Below are 20,740 nucleotides of genomic sequence, written 5' to 3'. Positions count from 1 at the left end.
GTTATCACTTAATCCAGAGGGTGATTTTCATGCTGTTTTCTTCAACAACATCAATTTTGATGGCTGTAAGATGTCAGTATTTGCTCGGAATTATCTATGGCAATAAATCCTGATAAAAATGTATTTTTAGTCTGTGTTTAATTGCTTATTTTCCAAATGAGCATAACTAAGTTTTTGACTAAAAACTTTTATTTTTTCAGTTTGGTTAGCTGATGTATCACCTACTGTTAGTGCTGTTTGTTAAGACGTAATCAGTTGCGTCTCATCATGCTGCTCGCGCTCTGGATTTACTCTCAGCCAGCGTTTGCTATATGCCCTCAAACTACTGATGAGAGAGTTTGAGGGAATCACAGCTTTAATTGAACGCAGTGAGATAGAAAATACTAATGTTAACCAACGATCGCTAGAACTTTTTCGGGTGCAAAATGAGTGTTTTGTTCAGCGCGTAATTGGTCACAAAGCCTACCTTCAGGTAGTTCGACATCATCGTAAGTCAGGACTTGATCCTGGGGAATATCTCGTTTGAGGCGACATCCTTCGGCTAAACCAATTGGTAGTAGTTTCTGCTCTTGAACAGTGGCAGAATTTTCACATTGGCCGTAGGTCATATAATAGCCAATACCATCTAGGGTTTCCCCGGCTTTCAGATTAATTTTGGCAGTGGTAATTACATCGACTATTGGGCCTGCTAGTGGAGATAAGACAGTATCTTGAAACAGGACAGCACGGGCTACAGATAATGGGACTTCAAAATGACAGAGGTGATAAGGAGTGTAGAGGCTATATAAGGGGCCTTCACCTAACTTGTACAAATCTAGATAGTGACGTTGTTTGGGGTCGTCGTGAGTGGCAAAGACAAATACGCCAGGACTAGGTTGAGCGCCAACGACATAATCGACAATACCACCTAGTTCCTTCAGTTGGTCAACGTCATACATTTTGGTCATTTGATCAACATGACCACTGAAGTTATAGCCGAGCATTCCACGCTGGGCGACTTTCATTCCTGTGGCGTTGGCAACGATCGCTTGCTCAAAGGAAATTTTGGTTCCATCGGCAAAACTAGTCACCATGTGGGCTTTTTGTCCCCAACGTTTAGCAAATCCTGCTTGAGTTGTGGGGTTACGATAGGGGTCTTGAAGTCCTTTAATATTACCGCACAATAATGGAGTCAGGCCAATACTTTTGACAAATCGGTAGAGATTCATTTCTACCCCTGGCTGATCACCATCACAGGCACTGAGAATGACTCCGGCTTTCTTGGCGTACACGTTGAGGATGGGGCCGATAGTCGCGTCTAGTTCGGCATTCATCATAATTACGTGTTTGCGATGGGCGATCGCTTCCATGACGATCTCAGCCCCAAATTCTACTGCCCCAGTGACTTCGATGATGGCATCAATTCCCTCAGCTTGACAGAGTAAAGAAGCATCTTCGGTGACGGCATATTTATCCTGAGCGATCGCCTCTTCTAATTCAGTTACATTTGTCACAACTTGAATATTTTCTAGTCCCGCTTCTGTATAAGCTCGTTTAGCGGCATCAACCTGACGGCTAAAAATAGCCACTAACTCCATTCCCGGAACTGAATTGATAATTTGATTAGCAATCCCCCGACCCATAAAACCAGCCCCAATCATTCCCACTTTCACCGGATTACCTGCTGCGGCGCGGGCTTCTAAGGCACGATCAATAATAATCATTAGCTAAATTCCTCTGTTATTTTTAAGTGTTGAGTATAAAGCCAGCTATTAATATTGTTTTAACTAGCTCAAAGTAATCACTGATAACTGTCAACTGTTGATCTCGAATCTGTACTACCAACGGGAATCCTGTCCAACAAAGTCCAATTTGAATCTTTCTCAGAAATTTCAGTTACTTCTAGAGGCCATTTAATATTAAAAAATGGATCATTATAGCGTAGCCCCCGTTCATAACCTGGGGTATAAAACTCACCCACTTGATAAACAACTTCAGCATCATCTGTAAGAGTTTGATAACCGTGAGCAAACATTTCTGGGACATACAAAGCCCGATGGTTTTCTGCGGTCAACTCTACACCAATATATGATAAAAAAGTTGGCGACTGAGGACGCATATCAATAATTACGTCATAAATCGCGCCTTTAGTACAACGCACTAATTTTGTTTCTGCGGCTGGAGAAACTTGATAATGCATTCCTCTAACTGTAGCTTTTTTGTGATTAAAAGATATATTACATTGGGCAACTGTAGGCTTTAAACCATGTTCGATAAATTCTTGAGCGCAGAAACCACGGGCAAAAAATCCCCGATGATCCGGCTTTTTTTCCACATCAACAATGAATGCATCTTTGAGGCTAGTTTTAGTAAATATCATGGCTCACCTTGATGGAATTTTTTAATTCTATTGATCACCAACAAAATACCTAGATTTATTGAATATAAGTAGGTAGACAGGAAAAACCCCAACTATATTACAAAAGGTAAACAAGGCGGAAATCCTGATCAATGACAAAGGATAAATGACGATTTCCACCAATTAACTTTATTTACACCCACTTACTTAATTAATGCTGAATGCTTATGAAGCCTTGATGGAAATTTTCTGTAAATATCCCATTTTAACTCTACTCTCCAGCATAATTTTAAAAGCAGACAAACAAACTAAACTCAAAAAGGGAACTACCATTTTCATCGCAGATACAGGCCATCTTCGTAAACCACCCAAAAATACTTTCATATTTACTTGTTTGAAATTTTGTAAGATCATTCGATTACAGAATTCTTTAGAATATCCATTTTCTTCCAATTTTACAATAACTTCGGGTATATGTTTGTATTGCATTAATAGTGCAGAATCAGCTTCCTTTTGCCAATAACTCACACCAACAATACATTCCATATATGTATCTTTAGTGACGATAACTTGACCATTAGCGGCACAATAGCCAGCTAAATATGCTAAAGATAACCAATTATTTGGAGCCTCTGGCCAAATTTCTAAAGCACGTTTGATTAAGTCAGCACGATATACTGAAGCTGTTAGAAAACTAACTGCACCAATACTTTTAGCAAAGCAATATTCAAATATTGTCTTACCATCTTCATTACCATCTTCGATATCAGCATCAAACCAACGATTACCAACTATTGTTGGTGGATGAACTGGTTCATTAGTTAGCTTATTGCGTCCAGAAAAATTCAGAAATAATAATGATAAATTTTCCTGATTCTTTAACTTATTAATTAGATACCTAACTGCTCTGATTTGAATGGGGTCATCATCTCCAATTGTCCAAATATATTTGGTTTCAGCAGAAGTTAGGCAAGAAATAAGATTTTTGATCAATCCCACATTTTCTGGCTGTTTATGCGATTTGAATGTGACATTAGAGAGATAGTTTCGCCATTTTTTGATAATTTTTTGAGTATGTTCAGTTGAACAATTATCAGAAACAAAAATTTCACAGTCAGACTCAAAACCTTTAATAGCCTGAGTTAGCCACACTAATTGTTTGTCAAGTAGCTCGGCTCTATTATAAGTAGGAATAGCAATTGTGAGTAATTTCTGCATTGTCAAAAAATTGTTTCGCTTTTGAATTTAACTCTAGTGAAAATATTCTGATGATATTGAGTGTAGTCTTTGAAAAATTGAGAGGTGTGAGCAATTTGAATAAATATTTTCCTTCACTAATTGCATTTTAATAAAAATGATTATGTCTCCATCTTCACTCAGGAATAAAAATGGTATAGTGAACTGATAAATTTAATCAAATTAGTTATTTGAATGCTCACATTGTTCCAAAATTAAACTCCCAACAGAGAATTTTTTTGTTGCGGAAAATGTGTAAGTTGCATAAACTGCTGGATTTGAAATTGGCTCTTTTGCTGCATATCATGGCCTTGTTGCCAAGCTTTAGTCCAATCTACAATCCAAGCTAATGCTGTGGGTAAATTTAATTGTGGTTCCCAATTAATTTGAGTCCGGGCTTTAGAACAATCCAAAGTTAATAAATTGGCTTCATGGGGTTGAACGCCACCATCCTGAATCCAATGAGCATCGCCACCCCAAAACTGCTGAAGCTGGTCAACGACCCAAGCTACGGTTTTCACTCCTGACTCATTCGGCCCAAAATTCCAGCCTCCACAGTAAACTGAACCTTGAGTATAGAGTTTTTCAGCCAGCATTAAGTAACCATTCAGGGGTTCCAGAACGTGTTGCCAAGGGCGCACTGCATGGGGATTTCTAATCACAACTTCTTTCCCTGCCAGCCAAGCATTGAGAATATCAGGAATCAGTCTATCTTTAGCCCAATCTCCGCCACCAATCACATTTCCGGCTCGAACACTGGCTACAGCTACCCTATGTTGCGCGTAATCAGCCGGATTGAAAAATGATTGACGATAAGCAGTAGTAACTAGTTCAGCGCATCCTTTGCTACTGCTATAAGGATCATATCCCCCCATAGCATCAGTTTCTCGGTAGCCCCAAACCCATTCCCGATTTTCATAACACTTATCAGAGGTAACTGAAACTACGGCTCTAACGCTGGGTACATTCCGTACTGCTTCTAATACGTTGACTGTCCCCATAATATTCACAGCATAGGTATCGACTGGGTTGTAATAAGATTCCCGTACCAATGCTTGAGCTGCCAGATGGATAACAATATCTGGCTGATAGGTTTGCATCACTTCCTGGAGAAAATCTAAATCTCTGATGTCTCCCACCACCGATGTCATACCATCAGCAACATTAGCTAACTCAAACAGATTCAAAGTTGTGGGAGGAGTTAAAGCATAACCATACACTTCAGCCCCCAATATTTGTAACCACAGAGATATCCAACTACCTTTAAAACCTGTATGTCCGGTAACAAAAACTTTTTTTCCTGCCCAAAAATTTGATTCCACGAAATAAATTCTCCTAGCACAGCCTAAATCAACATTCCGAGGTAGCAATTACGAACTACGAATTACGAATTACGAATTACGAATTACGAATTACGAATTACGAATTACGAATTACCACACCTTCCAAGGAGCATTACCATTTTTCCATAATTCTTCCAAGAGGTTTTTATCACGTAAAGTATCCATTGGCTGCCAAAAACCATTATGTTTAAAAGCAGATAGCTGATTCATTTCAGCCAGTTTCTCTAATGGTTCTTTCTCCCAAACTGTAGAATCATCAGCAATCAAATTAATTACTTCTGGTTCCAAAACAAAGTAACCGCCATTAATCCATGCGCCATCACCTTCAGGTTTTTCCTGAAAGCTGTTAATTTTAGTTTGTTCTTGTCCTAAAGAAATCGCACCAAACCGTCCTGCGGGTTGAACTGCGCTGAGTGTTGCTAAGGTTTTTTGTTCTTGATGAAACTTAATTAACTCGGTGATATTAATATTACTAACACCATCACCATAAGTAAAACAAAATGTGCTGTTACCAATATGCTCACTGATGCGTTTTAAGCGTCCACCTGTCATGGTGTAATCACCCGTATTAACTAAGGTGACACGCCAGGGTTCAGCATAACCAGAATGTACATTCATTTGGTTAAAGCGCATATCAAAAGTTACATCTGACATATATAAAAAGTAATTAGCAAAATACTCTTTAATGATGTAACCTTTATATCCACAGCAAATGATAAAGTCATTAATGCCGTGGGTAGAATAAGTCTTCATAATGTGCCAAAGAATTGGGTTTCCACCAATTTCTACCATTGGCTTAGGTCTGATACTAGTTTCTTCACTGAGGCGTGTACCAAGTCCTCCAGCCAGAATGACCGCTTTCATACAATTACCTCTTTGGATATTTAAATTTCGCAGGATGAAGAGGATGCACTTGTATCGGATAAAATTGCCTGAATAATGTCTTTCTTTACGTACATAATATAACTATTATTTGGGGTAAATTAATGAAGAGGATGTAAATGATTTTCTGTAAATATAAAATATATATGAATATTGTTGTGATCCGAATTGATTAAGTTAAAGCTACTAAAAATAGTTAAACATGATAAGAGTAGTTTCATGTAAACCCTTATCATGTTGTTTTTATTTTTACAGAAAACTTTTTTAAAGAACAACCAGGTCTAATTTGACTAGTGTTTCAATTAATTGTTTTCTGTATATTTCCACATAGCAGAACTTTGTAATAAAGCAGTACATTGGCTTTCTATAATTACGCACATACTGCTCAATGCTTGCTGATAGCTTTCTGTATCTTCTTGTTCTAGGGAAAGTTTGGCAGCTGTTTGTAAGTCTTCAATAGCCTTGAGATTATTAGGGTCAGAATTTTCCCCAGTATATTGTGTAAGTTCATAGCGAATCATCCCTCTCTTGAGGTAGACTTTCGCCAAATTGCCATTTATTTTTAGTGCTTGATTAAAATCAGCAATTACTTGTTGATATTCGGGGATAAAATTGCTGCTAAATTGTGCCAATTTATAGCGAACTTCACCACGTTGGAAATAAGCCTCGGCTCTGGATGCGTTGAGTCGAATCGCCTCAGTAAAATCAATAATTGCTTGTTGATAATCCTGCACAGCTTCGCCGCTATATTTAGCTATTTGAGAACGAACAATACCTCTTCTAATATAGGCTTCTATTTCTTGGTCGTTGATTTCAAGAGCTTGATTAAAATCAGCGATCGCGAGATTATATTCTCGATCAGGATCATGGCTATATTCAGCCAACATATAATGGGCATTACCTCGGTTGACAAAAGCCTTAACTTCTTCAGGGTTAATTCTCAAAGCTTGATTATAGTCTTCCAGCGCACCTTTATAATCTCTCAAGTTGTAGCGAGAATTACCTCGGTTAACATAAGCTCTAGAATTTTCCGGTTCCTGTTTGATAGCTCGGCTAAAGTTTTCAACTGCTTGCTCATAATCTTGGATTTGGTAAGCAGCATGGCCTTGCTTATAGTAATCTGCGAAAGTGAGAGTTTCTTCTTGGGGTTTGGGACGAGCCATCAACGTTTGTTGAGTGTAGGCATTTTGAGAAATATAAGGACGAGTAAATTTAATTGCTACGTCTAAATACCCCAACACACCAAGACCGAGTAAACACAAAACAGCAGGATAAAACTTTGTTTTCTTTTGAGTTTGATATGAATAATAGCTAGAAGTAGCTACTGGTTGCCAATAATTAACTTGGTACTGCGGAATAACTGGTTGTTGTGGAGAACGTTGGCGCTGGTTGTAACGCCTTTTCGGTACAACTCGCGGGCGCAGATGTTCGCGATTTTCTACTGCTCTAGGTGATGGAAATGGATCACGTCCACCTAAGCTTAAAGCACGTTCACACCAAGGACAACTATCTAAATGGCTGTTATAACGATGTTGAGGATTAGCAGTACAAGTAATCAGGCTATCTTCAGCTTCAGCTAAAACTGATAGCCAAGTTTGGGCGCTGGGGCGCAGAGTTGGGTCATTATGACCATCCTCAAAACAACGCAAAAACAAGTCTTGCAACTTGGGATGCAGCACTTCCCAAGCCGGTGCGATGGGGGTGGGGCGATAAGGGACTTGGTGCTTTTGACTGTAAGTAAAATGTCCCGCAGCAATCCTGGCTTCGTAGGTTGGTGGCTCAGAAACTCCCTGAAAGATGCCGGAAAAGGGGTGAGTACCTTCCATTAAGAGTTGAAAAATCAATACCCCTAAGCCAAAGGAGTCATGAACAATTTTGCGATCATGTTGAGCAAAAACTTTATTTTGTAGTTCTGGTGGAGTAAACTCTGGTTTACCGACTGAACAGCGATAAACAACATTTTGGTCAGGATCATATACTTGGAAAGAGTCAGTATCTACCAAAGTCACCAGTGCTGTATCGCTGACGAGAATATTTGACTCATTCACATCACCAACGCAATATCCACTATTATGCAAAGCGGCAAAAGCTGCGGCTAAATTGCGAGCTGTACGCAGCAGATACTGATAATTGAATAAAGGACAATGTTCGCGACGGGTTCTGGGATTGTAAAAGTCGATAATGGGGCGCATCCCGTGAATCCGGGGCATCAAAAAGCCAATGATGCTATTGCTAGAATCTGTCGCCCGTAATAAATCCTGGGGCCAAGCAATGGAAATATGCCCCAAGTTAGCCGTCGGGTTTTCTGGAGGGTTGGCCAGCATCGCCTGAAGTTTTTGGGCGTGCAGCCCTGTTGGTTTGTGATAAACCTTGGCGACTAAATTATCAGAGGACGGCACTGCATAAATACAAGCTTCACCGCCACGCCCCAAACTAACGCTGAGGTTGATAATTTCTTGTTTGGGAAGACAACGTAAGACCTGCATGATAAAATTACGGTGAATGGGGTTATGTAAAAGACTAATCTTGCAGAATCACCACAATATAACTGAAAAAAAGATCATGAGAAGCGAACTATGTTTTAAGTACATTATTCAGCACTCAGCACTTCTAAATCCGGCTAAAATCAGCGTTAAATCATCATCAGTACGTTGAGTAATCCGTTCAGAACCTAAAAACCTCACTAACTGCTCTTTGGCTAATGTTTTATCTTCGGCATTCTCTACAAAGTCGAATAAGGGAAAAAAGAATGGTTTATGAGGTTCCCCGACCAGCATATTTAAAGCTAACATCTGTAGTCCATCAGTGAGAACACCGATATTAACTATGGTTTCACGCCATAATTTTATTTGCGCTGTATCTAAAGCATCAGGCGAAGTTAAAAAAGTTGTCTGGTTGATGTATTCGCCATTGTCAGGGGTTGTGAGTGCGAGTAAGTTACCTTGATGATCCTTGGCTACTGCTAAACCATCACCAATTTGTGCAACTGCCACCATATTTGGTGTCGCCAACATAACAATTAAGGTAGTTGCTAAATCTTGAGGCTGTTTGCTACAGGCGATCGCTTCATCCTCTACTGCCTTTCTAGCAGCTAGTAAGGCCTGATTTAATAGTGATTGCACAAGTGCATCATCTGCAAGGATGTCTGGCGTAATTTCTTGCATGGCCAGGGTTTCTATTGCTGTTTCTACAGCTACCATTGCTCCCACTTTTCCCTGGCTGGCAGAACCGGCACCATCAGCCGCCGCAGTCACCAACACATTACCTGGTAATAACTGCCAGTGATGAGCATCTTGACACAGTTGCTGATTTTTGACGTGACTTGTACCACATACAGATGCGGCGACTACTCGCCAATGAGATATCTGTTTTGATGTTGTGTTCATAGATTTTTTAAGGCAGCTAGCTTTGTAAATTTCAGCCGCGCGATCGCTTTAAAGAGTCCCCCAGCCAATTGGTGGTAGTGCTACCTGTTCATCTACCTGAGAATGGGAAACTGCTGACATACTAGCCGACAACCACACAAACATCTCAATAAAGTTCAGTCCTTTAAGTTTGAGTGGAGTCCGCACAGCTAATTGACTTAAGCGCATCATGTTAGCATTCTCTACCCCTACAGTGAAGAAAGCAACTCTTTTATTAGCTTCATCTCCTTGCAACCGTTGCGCTGCTTGCTCTATAAGATGGTCTAATTCACCCTGTGGTTCTCCATCTGTAATCATAAATACCCAAGGACGATAGTAAGCAATGCCATTGTCACGATATAAGGATTTACGCTCTTGCACCATATCTAATGCTTTATGAATTCCTGCCCCCATCGTCGTTAACCCCTGTGCTGTCAAAATTGGCGGGTTAAATTGATCGGCTGTCACAAAGTCTTGAACTATATTGACATTACTATCAAAAGTGATGATTGCCACTTCCACTCTTCTGGCTGCCAAGGAATTTTTCACTAATTCATCTTTCAAACTCAGCAAGCCTTGATTTAACGCTTCTATGGGATCTCCTTGCATAGAGCCAGATGTGTCCAGCAATAACACACAAGGGCAACGTGGTTCAGGATTTTCAGCAAATTCAACGATTTCATCGAGTTTTAAGGTATCAGGCATAACTTTTTTTGTTATGTTGGAGTCCAAGGCTTTATTTTCCTTTTTTCAAAGTATATAGTTTAGTTTCCGGAGTCTACAAGACTAAACATAAATGTTTAGGGTTATTTAGCGCAATCTTTATGAAACAGATAGTTTTAACTAAGTTATCATATATAACATTTCTTCAGGAAAGTACCTCTAATTAGCCTGTGCCGACAGGGTTTATTGGCGAGTTAGTAGCATCAATTTGGCTAGGGGAATCAAGGACAGCTTCACATATAATTGATATATATATTTATTTCAGCAGTTCTTAATATCAAAAATCGGTTTTATCTGGCAGTTAAATTTACATTTAATCCATAAAAATCGTCAGGTGTGAGTATAATAACTTGAAAGCAAAATATCTCTGAATATTTACTATTAGTAGTTATGAGCCATGTTAAGACATAATTAAAGTATAAAAATTACGTTTTGGGAGATATAACTGCATCAAATATATTTGATTGAGAAAATCCTATATAATAAGATGCCAATTTTCGATATGTTCTATATAAACCCTGCACAATACTCCAAAATATGAATAATTTTGGCACTTTTACGACACTAAGCCCCCAGAGTTTGTTAAGACACTTATCTAGTTGTGATGACACCACCTGTTTACAGGCTGTTAGTAACTTAGTTACTTGGTCAATTTATCTCAAGCAAGGGAGAATAATCTATGCTACTCATTCAGTGGAGCCTTTTGACCGATTAGAACGCCATTTGCGTCGCCTTAGCTCCCAAATTCCCCAGCTGACTAGTGAAATTCGTGTTCAAGTACGCTTGATTTTTGAAACTGACTTACATCCTCAGATCAGAGAAGATTATAATGCTACTAATCATCAACCTCCTGATTATCAAGCTCTGCACTGGCTGATCAATCAAGGATATTTAAATACCGAACAAGCAACATTACTAATTCAAGAATTAGTTACAGAAGTCGTTGAATCATTTTTCTTGGTCAAAACTGGTAAATTTACCTTAAGTAATTCTCAGTTAGAAATATCAGAGATATGTATATTGGATGCAGAAAAAGTGATCAGACGTTGCCAAATCCAGTTACACAATTGGCTGTCTTTAACACCTCATATTTCTTCACCTTATCAGCGTCCATATTTATTGGTTACTAGCATCGTCAAAAGTCAAAACTTTCCATATCTTCAGCCAAACTTAACTAATTGGATGAAGGGTTTTAGCCTGCGACATCTGGCAGTGATGATGAATCAAGATGAAATTGAACTAGCTCGAATATTATACCCTTATATTGTGAAGGGAGAAGTTATATTACATGAACCAGATCCACCTTTTGACAAATTACCAAGAAATGTAGAAAAATCGTCATTCTCTTTTAATTATACACCAGAACTACTTGAAACGAATTTAGTAGACATACCAGTAAATAGCAGTGAAAATTCCATTCAATCTTACGCAGACATTTCAGGGGAAGAAGTTCAGGAAGTTTTTAATCCTGTAGGAGAAAACATTCAGGGGTTAACAATATCAAATAACATAAATCCTGCTGAAGAAAGAGTAACGGCGGCTACTATAACCACTAAAAAAGTATATAAAATTATTGCTGTAGATGATAGTCCCACAATTCTCAAAGAAATTAGCCGTTTTTTAGAGAGTGAAACTTTTTTTATTGTGGCAATTAATGATCCACTAAAATCTGTGATGTCGATTATTCGTCACAAGCCCGACTTGATTTTATTGGATCTGAATATGGCAGGAATTGACGGTTATGAGTTGTGCAGGATCATTCGGAATAATGCGAAGTTTCAAAATACTCCAGTGATTTTTGTCACAAGTAATAAGGGAATTATTGATAAAGTAAAAGCGAGATTAGTGGGAGCATCTGGGTATTTAACAAAACCCTTTACACGTTTAGAATTACTGAAAATTGTCTTTAGTCATTTGACTTAGAAAGGTGAATGATCAAAAAAGGGTGTGGGGTATTTAGTTTTGAATTTGGAGCAACGCGACACACCCTACAAAAAAGACACAAGTAATTACTCTTGTCGTGGTAAGACATCATCAATTTTTGTCTCTTGATCTTCATCTGGTATTTCTGTCTGCCAATCAATATCTGACATAGAAGATGGAGAAATTATGACTAACTCAGTTTCGTTGTGAGGACTATGACCCCATTCATCTAGAACATCTTTAATCAATACTTCTTGCAACCAAATCTTCACAACTACAGTTAAGGGGAGAGCTAAAAATAAGCCTAAAAAGCCAAAGAAAGTCACAAAAAATAGTTGAGAAACTAAGGTTACAGCTGGCAGTAGAGAAACTCGATGCGCCATGACAGTGGGAGTAACTAAGTTGGCATCAATTTGTTGAATCACCAAATAGAGAATCAGCACCAGCAAAGGTTTCCAGGGATTATCCAATAAAGCGATCGCCATCGCTGGAATTACACTTAAGGTCGGTCCCAAGTTAGGAACTAAGTTGAGAAATCCTGCTAAAATTCCTAAAGCCAGAGCTGCTTTTACACCCAACAATGATAAGCCAATTATACTCGATATTCCCACCACACTCATAGCAATGAAAGCCCCGGCAATCCATCCCTTTAATGAAAGCTCACATTGGTCTAAAATACCATTGATTCTTGAGCGATAAAATGAGGGAAACAGGCGAATAAATAATCGGCGATAGGCTTGAGGATCAGCTAAGAACATTCCTGTTAATACTAAGACTAATAAAATCTTAAGTAGGACTTCTAAAGAGCCAGAAACAAAAGCAAAAGAGTTGCCCAATATCTGATTCAGAAAGGGTTGAGCCTGTGCAATCAGGTTATTGAGATTAGGAATGTAAGGAATTAATTGGTCAGGAATGAGAGTTTCTAGTTGTTGTATCCAAGCATTAAGGCGATCAAATCCTTGCGGAACCCGATAAGTGAGTTCTTGAAACTGCTGTACAAAAGGTGGCACAATTAGCCAGAAAAAACCCACGATTCCGGCGAAAAAAATAGCTACTGAGATCACAACAGCCAAGCCACGTTTCAATCCGTAGCGTTGAATCCGTTTCGCTAACCGATTTAAGGTAGAAGCTAACACAACTGCGGCAAATATCAGCAACAATACTTGCCGAATTTGCCATAAAATATATAAAGATAGAACTATGGCGATTAAGCCAATCCATTGACCAAGGTTCACTGACTGCCCCCAGTTGTGTAATTGATATTAGGTTAGCTGATTTTAGCAATTTATACTAATTTTGTTTCGGTGTGGCTTGAAATCGCCACAATAAAGCGATCGCAATCATTAAATTCGGTAACAAAACTATAATTAAAGCATTAACATTTGTTGCTGCTATGGGTAAATTTGGTCCGGCATACTTAATAAATACCGACAGTAAACCCGACAGCACAAGCAATTTCACTACGAATCCTAAATTATTTTTCATCCAGTTTGGCAATACAGGTTTTTCTGTGGAGTATACCCGATATCAGGTTACTGACATTAGTTTCTAGATTGACAATTCTTGTTTCATCTCTACTTGCCTAGACTAGTATTACTACTAAGAGAACTCCAGAAAAAAGTTGATCCAAATTTCTGCAACTAAAATCACCTTTCCTCCCCCTGCTCTCAAAACGACGGGATATTTTTTATTTGGAAGTCTCTAACCCCCGGCAGGATGAGTCTTGCGACTGTAACGGGAGTCCTCTTGCTTCGATTAAAATAGACCTATACAGACACAAATTTTTACATCAACACTTTACAACTCGTAAACACACCTGCAACCCCGACCAATTAATTTAACTAACACCCATCTCACCATTCGCTTTGTGATTCAGGGAAAAAAGTAATTTTTGAGGAACTGATCCAACAAGTTGCCAGTAAGCATAGTAACTCAAAAGACCATAAACCACTGATAACTGAAATTGGAGGGTATATCTCATGCCTGTAGAAACTAATAATAATCACAAAAAACCAAATAAACCGCCGAAAACCAGGCAATTTGGCGGAAGTTTACTCATTCTGTTAAGTTTTTTATTACTGCTTAACTTGGTGATTCCCAGTTTGTTTGGGGAGAAACAAGCCCAAGTTCCCTACAGTGAGTTTATTACTCAGGTGAAAAATGATCAAGTTAAGCAAGCTGTTGTGGGTAGCGATCGCATTGAATATACCATCAAAACCCAAACACCTGAAGGCGAAACTGTAGAAAAAGTATTTACCACCACGCCAGTAGCTCTCGACTTAGATTTGCCTAAAATTCTGCGTGAGCATGATGTTGAATTTACAGCACCACCGCCATCAGAAAACGCCTGGATTGGGACTTTACTCAGTTGGGTTGTACCCCCTTTAATTTTCTTTGGCATTTGGGGTTTCTTAATCAATCGCCAAGGTGGTGGCCCTGCGGCGCTAACGGTAGGTAAAAGCAAAGCCCGTATCTATTCTGAAGGCATCACAGGTGTACAATTTAGCGATGTTGCTGGTGTAGATGAAGCTAAAGCCGAACTGGAAGAAATCATTGATTTTCTCAAAAATGCGGGTAAATACACCAGATTGGGGGCAAAAATTCCCAAAGGTGTCTTGTTAGTCGGGCCTCCAGGAACAGGTAAAACCATGCTTGCCAAAGCGGTGGCGGGTGAAGCCGGTGTTCCCTTCTTCAGCATTTCTGGTTCAGAATTTATTGAGCTATTTGTGGGTGTCGGTGCTTCAAGAGTGCGGGATTTATTCGACCAAGCCAAACAACAAGCCCCCTGTATTGTCTTTATTGACGAGTTAGACGCGCTGGGTAAGTCTCGCGGCGGTGCTGGGCCAATGATGGGCGGTAACGATGAACGGGAACAAACTCTCAACCAGTTACTCAGCGAAATGGATGGTTTTGACGCTAACACAGGGGTGATAATTATCGCCGCTACTAACCGTCCGGAAGTCATTGACCCGGCTTTAAGTCGTCCGGGAAGATTTGACCGTCAAGTTGTGGTTGACCGTCCTGATAAAAGTGGACGGGAAGCTATTCTCAATGTCCATGCTAAAAACGTTAAATTAGCTAATGACGTGAATTTGTCCACTATTGCAGCCAGAACTCCTGGTTTTGCGGGTGCAGATTTAGCTAACTTGGTGAATGAAGCGGCACTGTTAGCAGCTCGACAAAATCGCCAAGCTGTGATGATGGCAGATTTTAATGAAGCGATTGAACGCTTGGTAGCTGGTTTAGAAAAACGCTCTCGTGTGCTGAATGAACTGGAAAAAACCACAGTAGCTTATCACGAAGTTGGTCACGCTCTCATCGGTGCGTTAATGCCTGGGGCTGGTAAGGTGGAAAAAATCTCTGTTGTCCCCCGTGGTGTGGGTGCTTTGGGTTATACAATTCAGATGCCCGAAGAAGACCGCTTCTTGATGATAGAAGATGAAATTCGCGGACGCATTGCAACTTTATTGGGTGGACGTTCTGCGGAAGAAACCGTGTTTGGCAAAGTTTCCACTGGTGCGGCTGACGATATCCAAAAGGCTACCGATTTGGCAGAACGAGCCATTACTATCTATGGAATGAGTGAAAAGTTAGGGCCTGTGGCTTTTGAGAAGATTCAACAACAGCAGTTTCTCGAAGGTTATGGTAATCCTCGCCGCAGTATTAGCCCCAAGGTGGCTGAGGAAATTGACCGGGAGGTGAAGCTGACTCTGGATAATGCTCATCACATAGCTTTGAGTATTTTGGATTATAACCGCGAGTTGTTAGAGGAAACTGCACAGGCATTATTGGAGAAGGAAATTCTCGAAGGTGCTAAGTTGCGCGAACGTCTTAATCAAGTGCAAGCACCAGAGGAACTGGATGAGTGGTTACGGACTGGGAAGTTATCCGAAGATAGACCATTGATGCAATCACTGCTGGTTTAACAATTTTAGCTTGATATTGGTTAGCGATCGCCCGTTTCCAGAGCGATCGCTTTTTTAAAGTAGGGGCGGGTTTACTAAATCAGCCCGTTGATGATGAATGATATCTGTGAACTCGCTCGTATAACTTCAGAAATTACTTAACTTCACCAAAGGCGTGTTCTACATCTGCCATATTGCCATATTCCCGTTCTGGCATTTGTTGCAGGACGTTGATTACTTCCTGATTGGCTTTTTTCTCTCTGGCATGGTTGACTAAATCTTGTTTGTTAGCGGGAAAATCTATGCCACTGAGACTTCTGGAAATATCAATTGCTGATACTGCCATAACTTTAACCTCTTTTAATTGGTTATATCTAGGCTATTGGCGATCGCTATTTCTAATTCTCCCCCTACAGTCGTATCTTCAGTATAAAATTTTTTGTGATTTCATATACATCTTTATGCTATGTTTTAGTTTTTTTATTCCTAGTGGGTTTAGTTTGATCAGTAATTTCTAAGTTTTTAATTTTATTATTTAAGTCAAATTCCTCACTACTGACTATTGTTTCCAGATTTGCTAATCTTTGTTGTAAAATTTCTAGCTGCTGTGATAATAAATGTTGGGATGTTGCTTTTTTTTCATCAGCAAGCCAGATAGCAGCAGTACTAAGAGTTGCACCAGCAATAACAGCTAAAGGTAGAATCGCCCCGCTTTTGGTTACAGCTGCAAGTGGGATACAAATTGCAAAAATGCCCACTGTCATTTCCCAAATTTTCTTGGTAGTAATGACTCTGGTATCTTTATCCGGAGATAATTTTCTATTTTTTTCCTGTTTCTTGCCCATCAGTTTATTTGAGAAGATTTATTTTTTTATTTAGACATAATTTGGGGAATTTCAGCGTTTTCTTACACCATTTTTAATTTTTCCAACATCCTCTTAACATCTGACCCATAATTAACCAAGTCAAAATTTTATTTCTGCTTGATTTTTAATTCAAATTCCTGGAAATTGCAGAACGTTTTTATTCATTTTGGAGAATTTCTGTGATCTTATCAACCGGAAGCGGTCTATAAAACAGATAGCCCTGAACATCTTCGCAATTAATGGATGCCAAAAAATCCAGTTCTTCTTGCTTTTCAACCCCTTCGGCGGTTAATCTTAATCCTAAACTCCTACCCAAAGCCACTATTGCTGTAACAATGTGAGCAACTTTTTCGTTTTTTGTTAATTCTTGGATAAAAGATTTATCAATTTTTAAATTGTGAAATGGTAACAGTTGTAGGCGCGAAAGCGAAGAATGACCAGTACCAAAGTCATCAATGGAAAGTTTAACGCCCATCTGCTCTAAACGCTGCAACACATTTCTAGTAAAGTCTAAATCTTCAATGGCTGTAGTTTCCGTAATTTCTAATTCTAAAAAGTGCGGCTCTAAGTCTGTCTCTACTAAAATTTTAGCTACAGTTTCCACCAGTTTAGGTTGGCGGAATTGTTTAGGAGATAAATTTACAGCAATAGTCAGGGGAGGCAATCCCTGTTTCTGCCAAGCTTTATTCTGCATACAGGCTGTCCGTAATACCCATTCACCAATGGGAATAATTAATCCACTGGTTTCAGCAAGAGGAATAAAAACACTGGGGGCAATTGATCCCATATCAGGGTGCTGCCAACGTAACAACGCCTCCATGCCAGTAATCTTCTGAGTAATAATGTTGACTCTAGGCTGATAGTATATGGTTAATTGTTTTTTTTCTAGAACGTAGCGCAAGCTCTTTTCTAAAGTCAAAAGTTCAGGATTTTTGGCATTTAATGTATTAGTGTAGAATTGGTAGTTATTTCGTCCCTTATCTTTGGCATAATACAAAGCAGTATCTGCGTGCTGAATTAAAGTTTCGGCATCAAAACTGTTGTCATCCAGTAGGGCAATTCCCAGGCTGGCACTTACATAAAGTTCGTGTCCATCTAAATAAAATATATTTTCTAAGGCTTGTAAAATTCTCTCTGCGACCTGGGATACTTCTTCAAGATATTTCACGTGGGGTAATAGGATGGTAAATTCATCACCACCCCAACGGGCAACTGTATCACCATTTCTAAGAGAGTGGGTTAATCTCTCCGCCACGTCTTGTAATAATCGATCTCCCAGACTATGACCTAGTGTATCATTAATAACTTTGAACCGATCCAGGTCAAGAAACATCACAGCTAAACTTTTTTGGTTACGAGTCGCATTGGGTAGGGCTTTGTCAAGCAGTTCATTGAATAATAGCCGATTGGGTAATCCAGTCAGAAGATCATGTAAAGCCTGAAAGCGGATCTTACCTTCTACTTGCTGACGCTGCCAAGCACCACCGATACTAGCCCCCATTGTCATCAGTGTAGTTTCCTCATGCTTTGACCACACGCGCTCTGTCGAACAGTCTACCAAACCAAGATAACCCCAAAATTTTTCCTCTAGCCGCAGGGGTACTAGAAGTAAAGATTTGATCCCGTCTCTAGAAAGTAATTTTTGCTCACCTAGAGGAAATTCTGTTGTTAGACCCTTAATAGTTGTGCCACTAGAGAGAACAGCATACCAACGTTCTAATCCACTAGATTCATAAATTTGATTCTGCCAGTTGTGTAAGGAAGAAGCAGTGTTGATGTTTGTCCATTCAAACTGGAGGCTAACCGCCATTTGCCCTGTTGCTGTGTCTTGATGGTTACTAAAGACATAGACCCGATCTACTTGGGCGGCTTCGCCCAGCACGGCTAGAACTTTATCAATAGCGATTTCGTAGTTCATTTCTACCAGCAAATAATTAGCCGCTTCTGCAACCGCCTGTAGTAAGCGATCGCGCTGTTGTAGTTCAGCTTCGGCTTGTTTTTGCTTTGTAATATCCCTAGCAATAAAAGTTCTAATTAAATTACTTTCTGGCAGAAAATGTACGGATTGTTCAAAAATCTTTTGATCAACTTGCACTTCACGCACAAAAGGATTTTGCTGAGAATTGGCAACTGCATTTAGTAATCCTGACACTATAGGATGCTCTTGTCCCATTGTCTTGAGTTGGGGAAACTCTAAAGATGCCGCCGGATTGAGATAAGTTACCCTCCCCTTTAAATCAATTTCAATAATCGCATTGGGTATCAGTTCTGGGAAAGATGCTAGGCGAGCCAAGGCTGTATCATTGGCTTCTTCAGAGTCCGGATTAATAACTAAAGTTTGAAAAGTATTGACGGAGTTGGTTTGCTTGGAGAAGAAATTAGATAGGTCTTCAGCGCCAGAAAATGAAATCAACTCAGCTTCTGAAAGGTTAGAAACAGTGTAATATTTAGCCTGAGCTTGATTATTCCCAAATATAATCACATCTCCATGCTTGAGATTATGAGATAAGCATTTAGTTCCATTGACCAATAGGCCATTACTACTACCCTTACCTGTGAAGTTACCATCGATAATCCGAAAACAATATTGGTCAGTTTCTGGAATTGTTACCCGCAGTAAAATTGCGTGTTGTCTGGATACTGACGGTGAACGGAGGACAATAGAGTTTCCACGATGCCGTCCTAGAGAATAAGTAGCCTCGTGAAGGGGGATAGTTTGCTGTCCTTCCAAGTCTTGGACAACCAAGAGGTGGCGTATTTGTTCCCACTCATTTTCTGGCATTGCTCATCCTTAACTTTTTATATTTGAGAATTTTTTTGAAAAAACACGGGTTAAATAAATTTTAATTTTCAATCTCTAATTTTGGACAAAGCTCTGATATCTATGAGGCGATAATACTAATTCCCCATAAGGTTATACAATTAAGTTTTTTTGGTTACAGAATTTCAATTTAATAATTATAATTGCTTAAACATCCAGGATAAAATCAAACACTGAAGTTAATACATGGTATATTTGCTTAATTATGACTGCAAATGACGTATTTGTTAAGGTTCTATCGTACTTGTTATGTTAAATTAACATTCTGCCCAAGGAAACAGGGAAGAGGGAACAGGCCACAGGGATAAAAAAGAAATTTTCCCAAAACATTTAGGATAATCAGTTTGAATTCCTTGTATGGTCAGGATTATGGCTTTTTTAAAGCAGAGTTAGCATAATAGTTACTGAAGAAGTATTGTTAAATTAAATAAACTCTTTAAGGTATCTAGAGATTAGGTAAATTCGAGCAATTCATCATACAAGTATTGTAACAGTCCTATTCAGCGATAATTTCTTTATACATCAACCCGCAGGGAGAATAGTATCATGACATCTCCAGAAACGGTTATATGGCTCCAGGAACGCACACCTTTAGGAATTCTCTCACCTACGGTGTTAGATGCGATCGCTCAAGTCATTGAGTCAAAATTTTTCCCAGCCGCAAGTAATTTAGTTAGTCAAGGTACTTCCCCAGAAGCGCTTTACATTCTGCAACAAGGGCAACTGGAAAGCAAGACTAGCAATCAAAATAACCAGGCCTTAGCCTGTGGTTTTCTTCCCGGCGCAATTATTCAACTCAAGGAATTGCTTTTAGATGAGTTAACTCCTAGTACCATCACCACTGTAACTGAATGCCAGTTATGGGTGATATCTACTGCTAATTTCCACTCATTAGTCGCCCAATATCCAGAAATTGCTCAGGCTTTTTCCCGTTTATTAGCTCAAGAATTGGCGCAGGTAACATCCGCACTTAGCTATGAACAAGAACGGGCTGTAGCCTTACGACCATATTTAGTCACCAAAGCCCAACGCGGAATTGTGGGTACGAGTCGCTATGCTGTGCGCCTACGAGAGCAAATTAGATCAGCTGCCAACACAGACAAATCTGTGGAAATTTTTGGGGAACCAGGTTTAGAAAAAGATAATATAGCCGCCCTCATTCACTACGGTTCACCCAAAAGGCGAGAACCGATGATTAAGGTTAATTGTGGGATTCTTCAAACTAGCGGTATGGATTTATTTGGTCGCGCTGGCGGTAAACCAGGACTATTAAAATGGTTAGGGTCAGGCACTATTGTT

The 20,740-nt window shown here is 39.5% G+C and carries 16 protein-coding genes; 3 read left to right on the top strand and 13 right to left on the bottom strand.

The window, feature by feature from the left end:
- Positions 1-389 precede the first annotated feature (389 nt).
- The 8 genes from VB654_RS04035 to VB654_RS04000 form a co-directional block, all read right to left on the bottom strand.
- Positions 390-1,703 carry an NAD(P)H-dependent oxidoreductase gene (locus VB654_RS04035; protein WP_323212173.1) on the bottom strand — a complete coding sequence of 438 codons (1,314 nt, stop codon included), beginning with the start codon at positions 1,701-1,703 and terminating at the stop codon, positions 390-392.
- 77 nt (positions 1,704-1,780) lie between these two features.
- Complete coding sequence (gene rfbC, locus VB654_RS04030) at positions 1,781-2,359, bottom strand: dTDP-4-dehydrorhamnose 3,5-epimerase (protein ID WP_323212171.1); 579 nt, start codon at positions 2,357-2,359, stop codon at positions 1,781-1,783.
- A gap of 204 nt (positions 2,360-2,563) precedes the next feature.
- Complete coding sequence (locus tag VB654_RS04025) at positions 2,564-3,556, bottom strand: glycosyltransferase family 2 protein (RefSeq protein ID WP_323212169.1); 993 nt, start codon at positions 3,554-3,556, stop codon at positions 2,564-2,566.
- Between the two features lie 233 nt (positions 3,557-3,789).
- Positions 3,790-4,896, bottom strand: coding sequence for a CDP-glucose 4,6-dehydratase (gene rfbG, locus VB654_RS04020; RefSeq protein ID WP_323212168.1), 1,107 nt, complete (start codon positions 4,894-4,896; stop codon positions 3,790-3,792).
- Positions 4,897-5,007: 111 nt separating this feature from the next.
- Entirely contained in the window at positions 5,008-5,781 is a 774-nt protein-coding gene (gene rfbF, locus VB654_RS04015) for a glucose-1-phosphate cytidylyltransferase (protein WP_323212167.1), read from the bottom strand.
- Between the two features lie 320 nt (positions 5,782-6,101).
- On the bottom strand, positions 6,102-8,285 hold the full coding sequence (locus VB654_RS04010; RefSeq protein WP_323212165.1) for a tetratricopeptide repeat protein: 2,184 nt from the start codon (positions 8,283-8,285) through the stop codon (positions 6,102-6,104).
- Between the two features lie 108 nt (positions 8,286-8,393).
- Positions 8,394-9,185: a PP2C family serine/threonine-protein phosphatase gene (locus VB654_RS04005; protein WP_323212164.1), complete on the bottom strand. Its 792-nt coding sequence runs from the start codon at positions 9,183-9,185 to the stop codon at positions 8,394-8,396.
- A 48-nt stretch (positions 9,186-9,233) separates the two neighbouring features.
- Positions 9,234-9,908, bottom strand: a complete 675-nt coding sequence (locus VB654_RS04000) for a vWA domain-containing protein (protein ID WP_323212162.1) — start codon at positions 9,906-9,908, stop codon at positions 9,234-9,236.
- Between the two features lie 555 nt (positions 9,909-10,463).
- On the opposite strand from VB654_RS04000, the gene VB654_RS03995 reads away from it, so the two are divergent.
- Complete coding sequence (locus tag VB654_RS03995; RefSeq protein ID WP_323212160.1) at positions 10,464-11,849, top strand: response regulator; 1,386 nt, start codon at positions 10,464-10,466, stop codon at positions 11,847-11,849.
- Positions 11,850-11,935: 86 nt separating this feature from the next.
- Here VB654_RS03995 and VB654_RS03990 read toward each other — a convergent pair whose 3' ends face one another.
- Together VB654_RS03990 and VB654_RS03985 are read right to left on the bottom strand one after the other, a co-directional pair.
- A complete protein-coding gene (locus VB654_RS03990; protein WP_323212158.1) occupies positions 11,936-13,084 on the bottom strand; it encodes an AI-2E family transporter in 1,149 nt (382 codons plus the stop codon).
- 55 nt (positions 13,085-13,139) lie between these two features.
- Positions 13,140-13,334, bottom strand: coding sequence for a hypothetical protein (locus tag VB654_RS03985; protein ID WP_323212157.1), 195 nt, complete (start codon positions 13,332-13,334; stop codon positions 13,140-13,142).
- A gap of 494 nt (positions 13,335-13,828) precedes the next feature.
- On the opposite strand from VB654_RS03985, the gene ftsH reads away from it, so the two are divergent.
- Positions 13,829-15,775 carry an ATP-dependent zinc metalloprotease FtsH gene (ftsH, locus tag VB654_RS03980; protein WP_323212156.1) on the top strand — a complete coding sequence of 649 codons (1,947 nt, stop codon included), beginning with the start codon at positions 13,829-13,831 and terminating at the stop codon, positions 15,773-15,775.
- 133 nt (positions 15,776-15,908) lie between these two features.
- Here the strand turns inward: ftsH and VB654_RS03975 are convergent, their stop codons facing one another.
- The 3 genes from VB654_RS03975 to VB654_RS03965 all read right to left on the bottom strand — a co-directional run bounded on the left by VB654_RS03975 (position 15,909) and on the right by VB654_RS03965 (position 19,402).
- Positions 15,909-16,100, bottom strand: coding sequence for a DUF2795 domain-containing protein (locus VB654_RS03975; RefSeq protein WP_323212155.1), 192 nt, complete (start codon positions 16,098-16,100; stop codon positions 15,909-15,911).
- 118 nt (positions 16,101-16,218) lie between these two features.
- The gene (locus VB654_RS03970; protein ID WP_323212154.1) at positions 16,219-16,599 is read right to left on the bottom strand and encodes a hypothetical protein; all 381 of its coding nucleotides are present in this window, start codon (positions 16,597-16,599) and stop codon (positions 16,219-16,221) included.
- A gap of 178 nt (positions 16,600-16,777) precedes the next feature.
- Positions 16,778-19,402 (bottom strand): EAL domain-containing protein, encoded by a 2,625-nt coding sequence (locus tag VB654_RS03965; RefSeq protein WP_323212153.1) that lies wholly within the window; start codon positions 19,400-19,402, stop codon positions 16,778-16,780.
- A 585-nt stretch (positions 19,403-19,987) separates the two neighbouring features.
- On the opposite strand from VB654_RS03965, the gene VB654_RS03960 reads away from it, so the two are divergent.
- A partial coding sequence (locus VB654_RS03960; RefSeq protein ID WP_323212151.1) for a cyclic nucleotide-binding domain-containing protein occupies positions 19,988-20,740 on the top strand: 753 nt, incomplete at its 3' end.

Source organism: Nodularia sp. UHCC 0506, assembly GCF_034931045.1.
In the GTDB taxonomy this organism is placed as follows: domain Bacteria; phylum Cyanobacteriota; class Cyanobacteriia; order Cyanobacteriales; family Nostocaceae; genus Nodularia.
The sequence above is the reverse complement of the archived record's forward strand: the minus strand, read 5'-3'. Positions and strand labels throughout refer to the sequence as shown.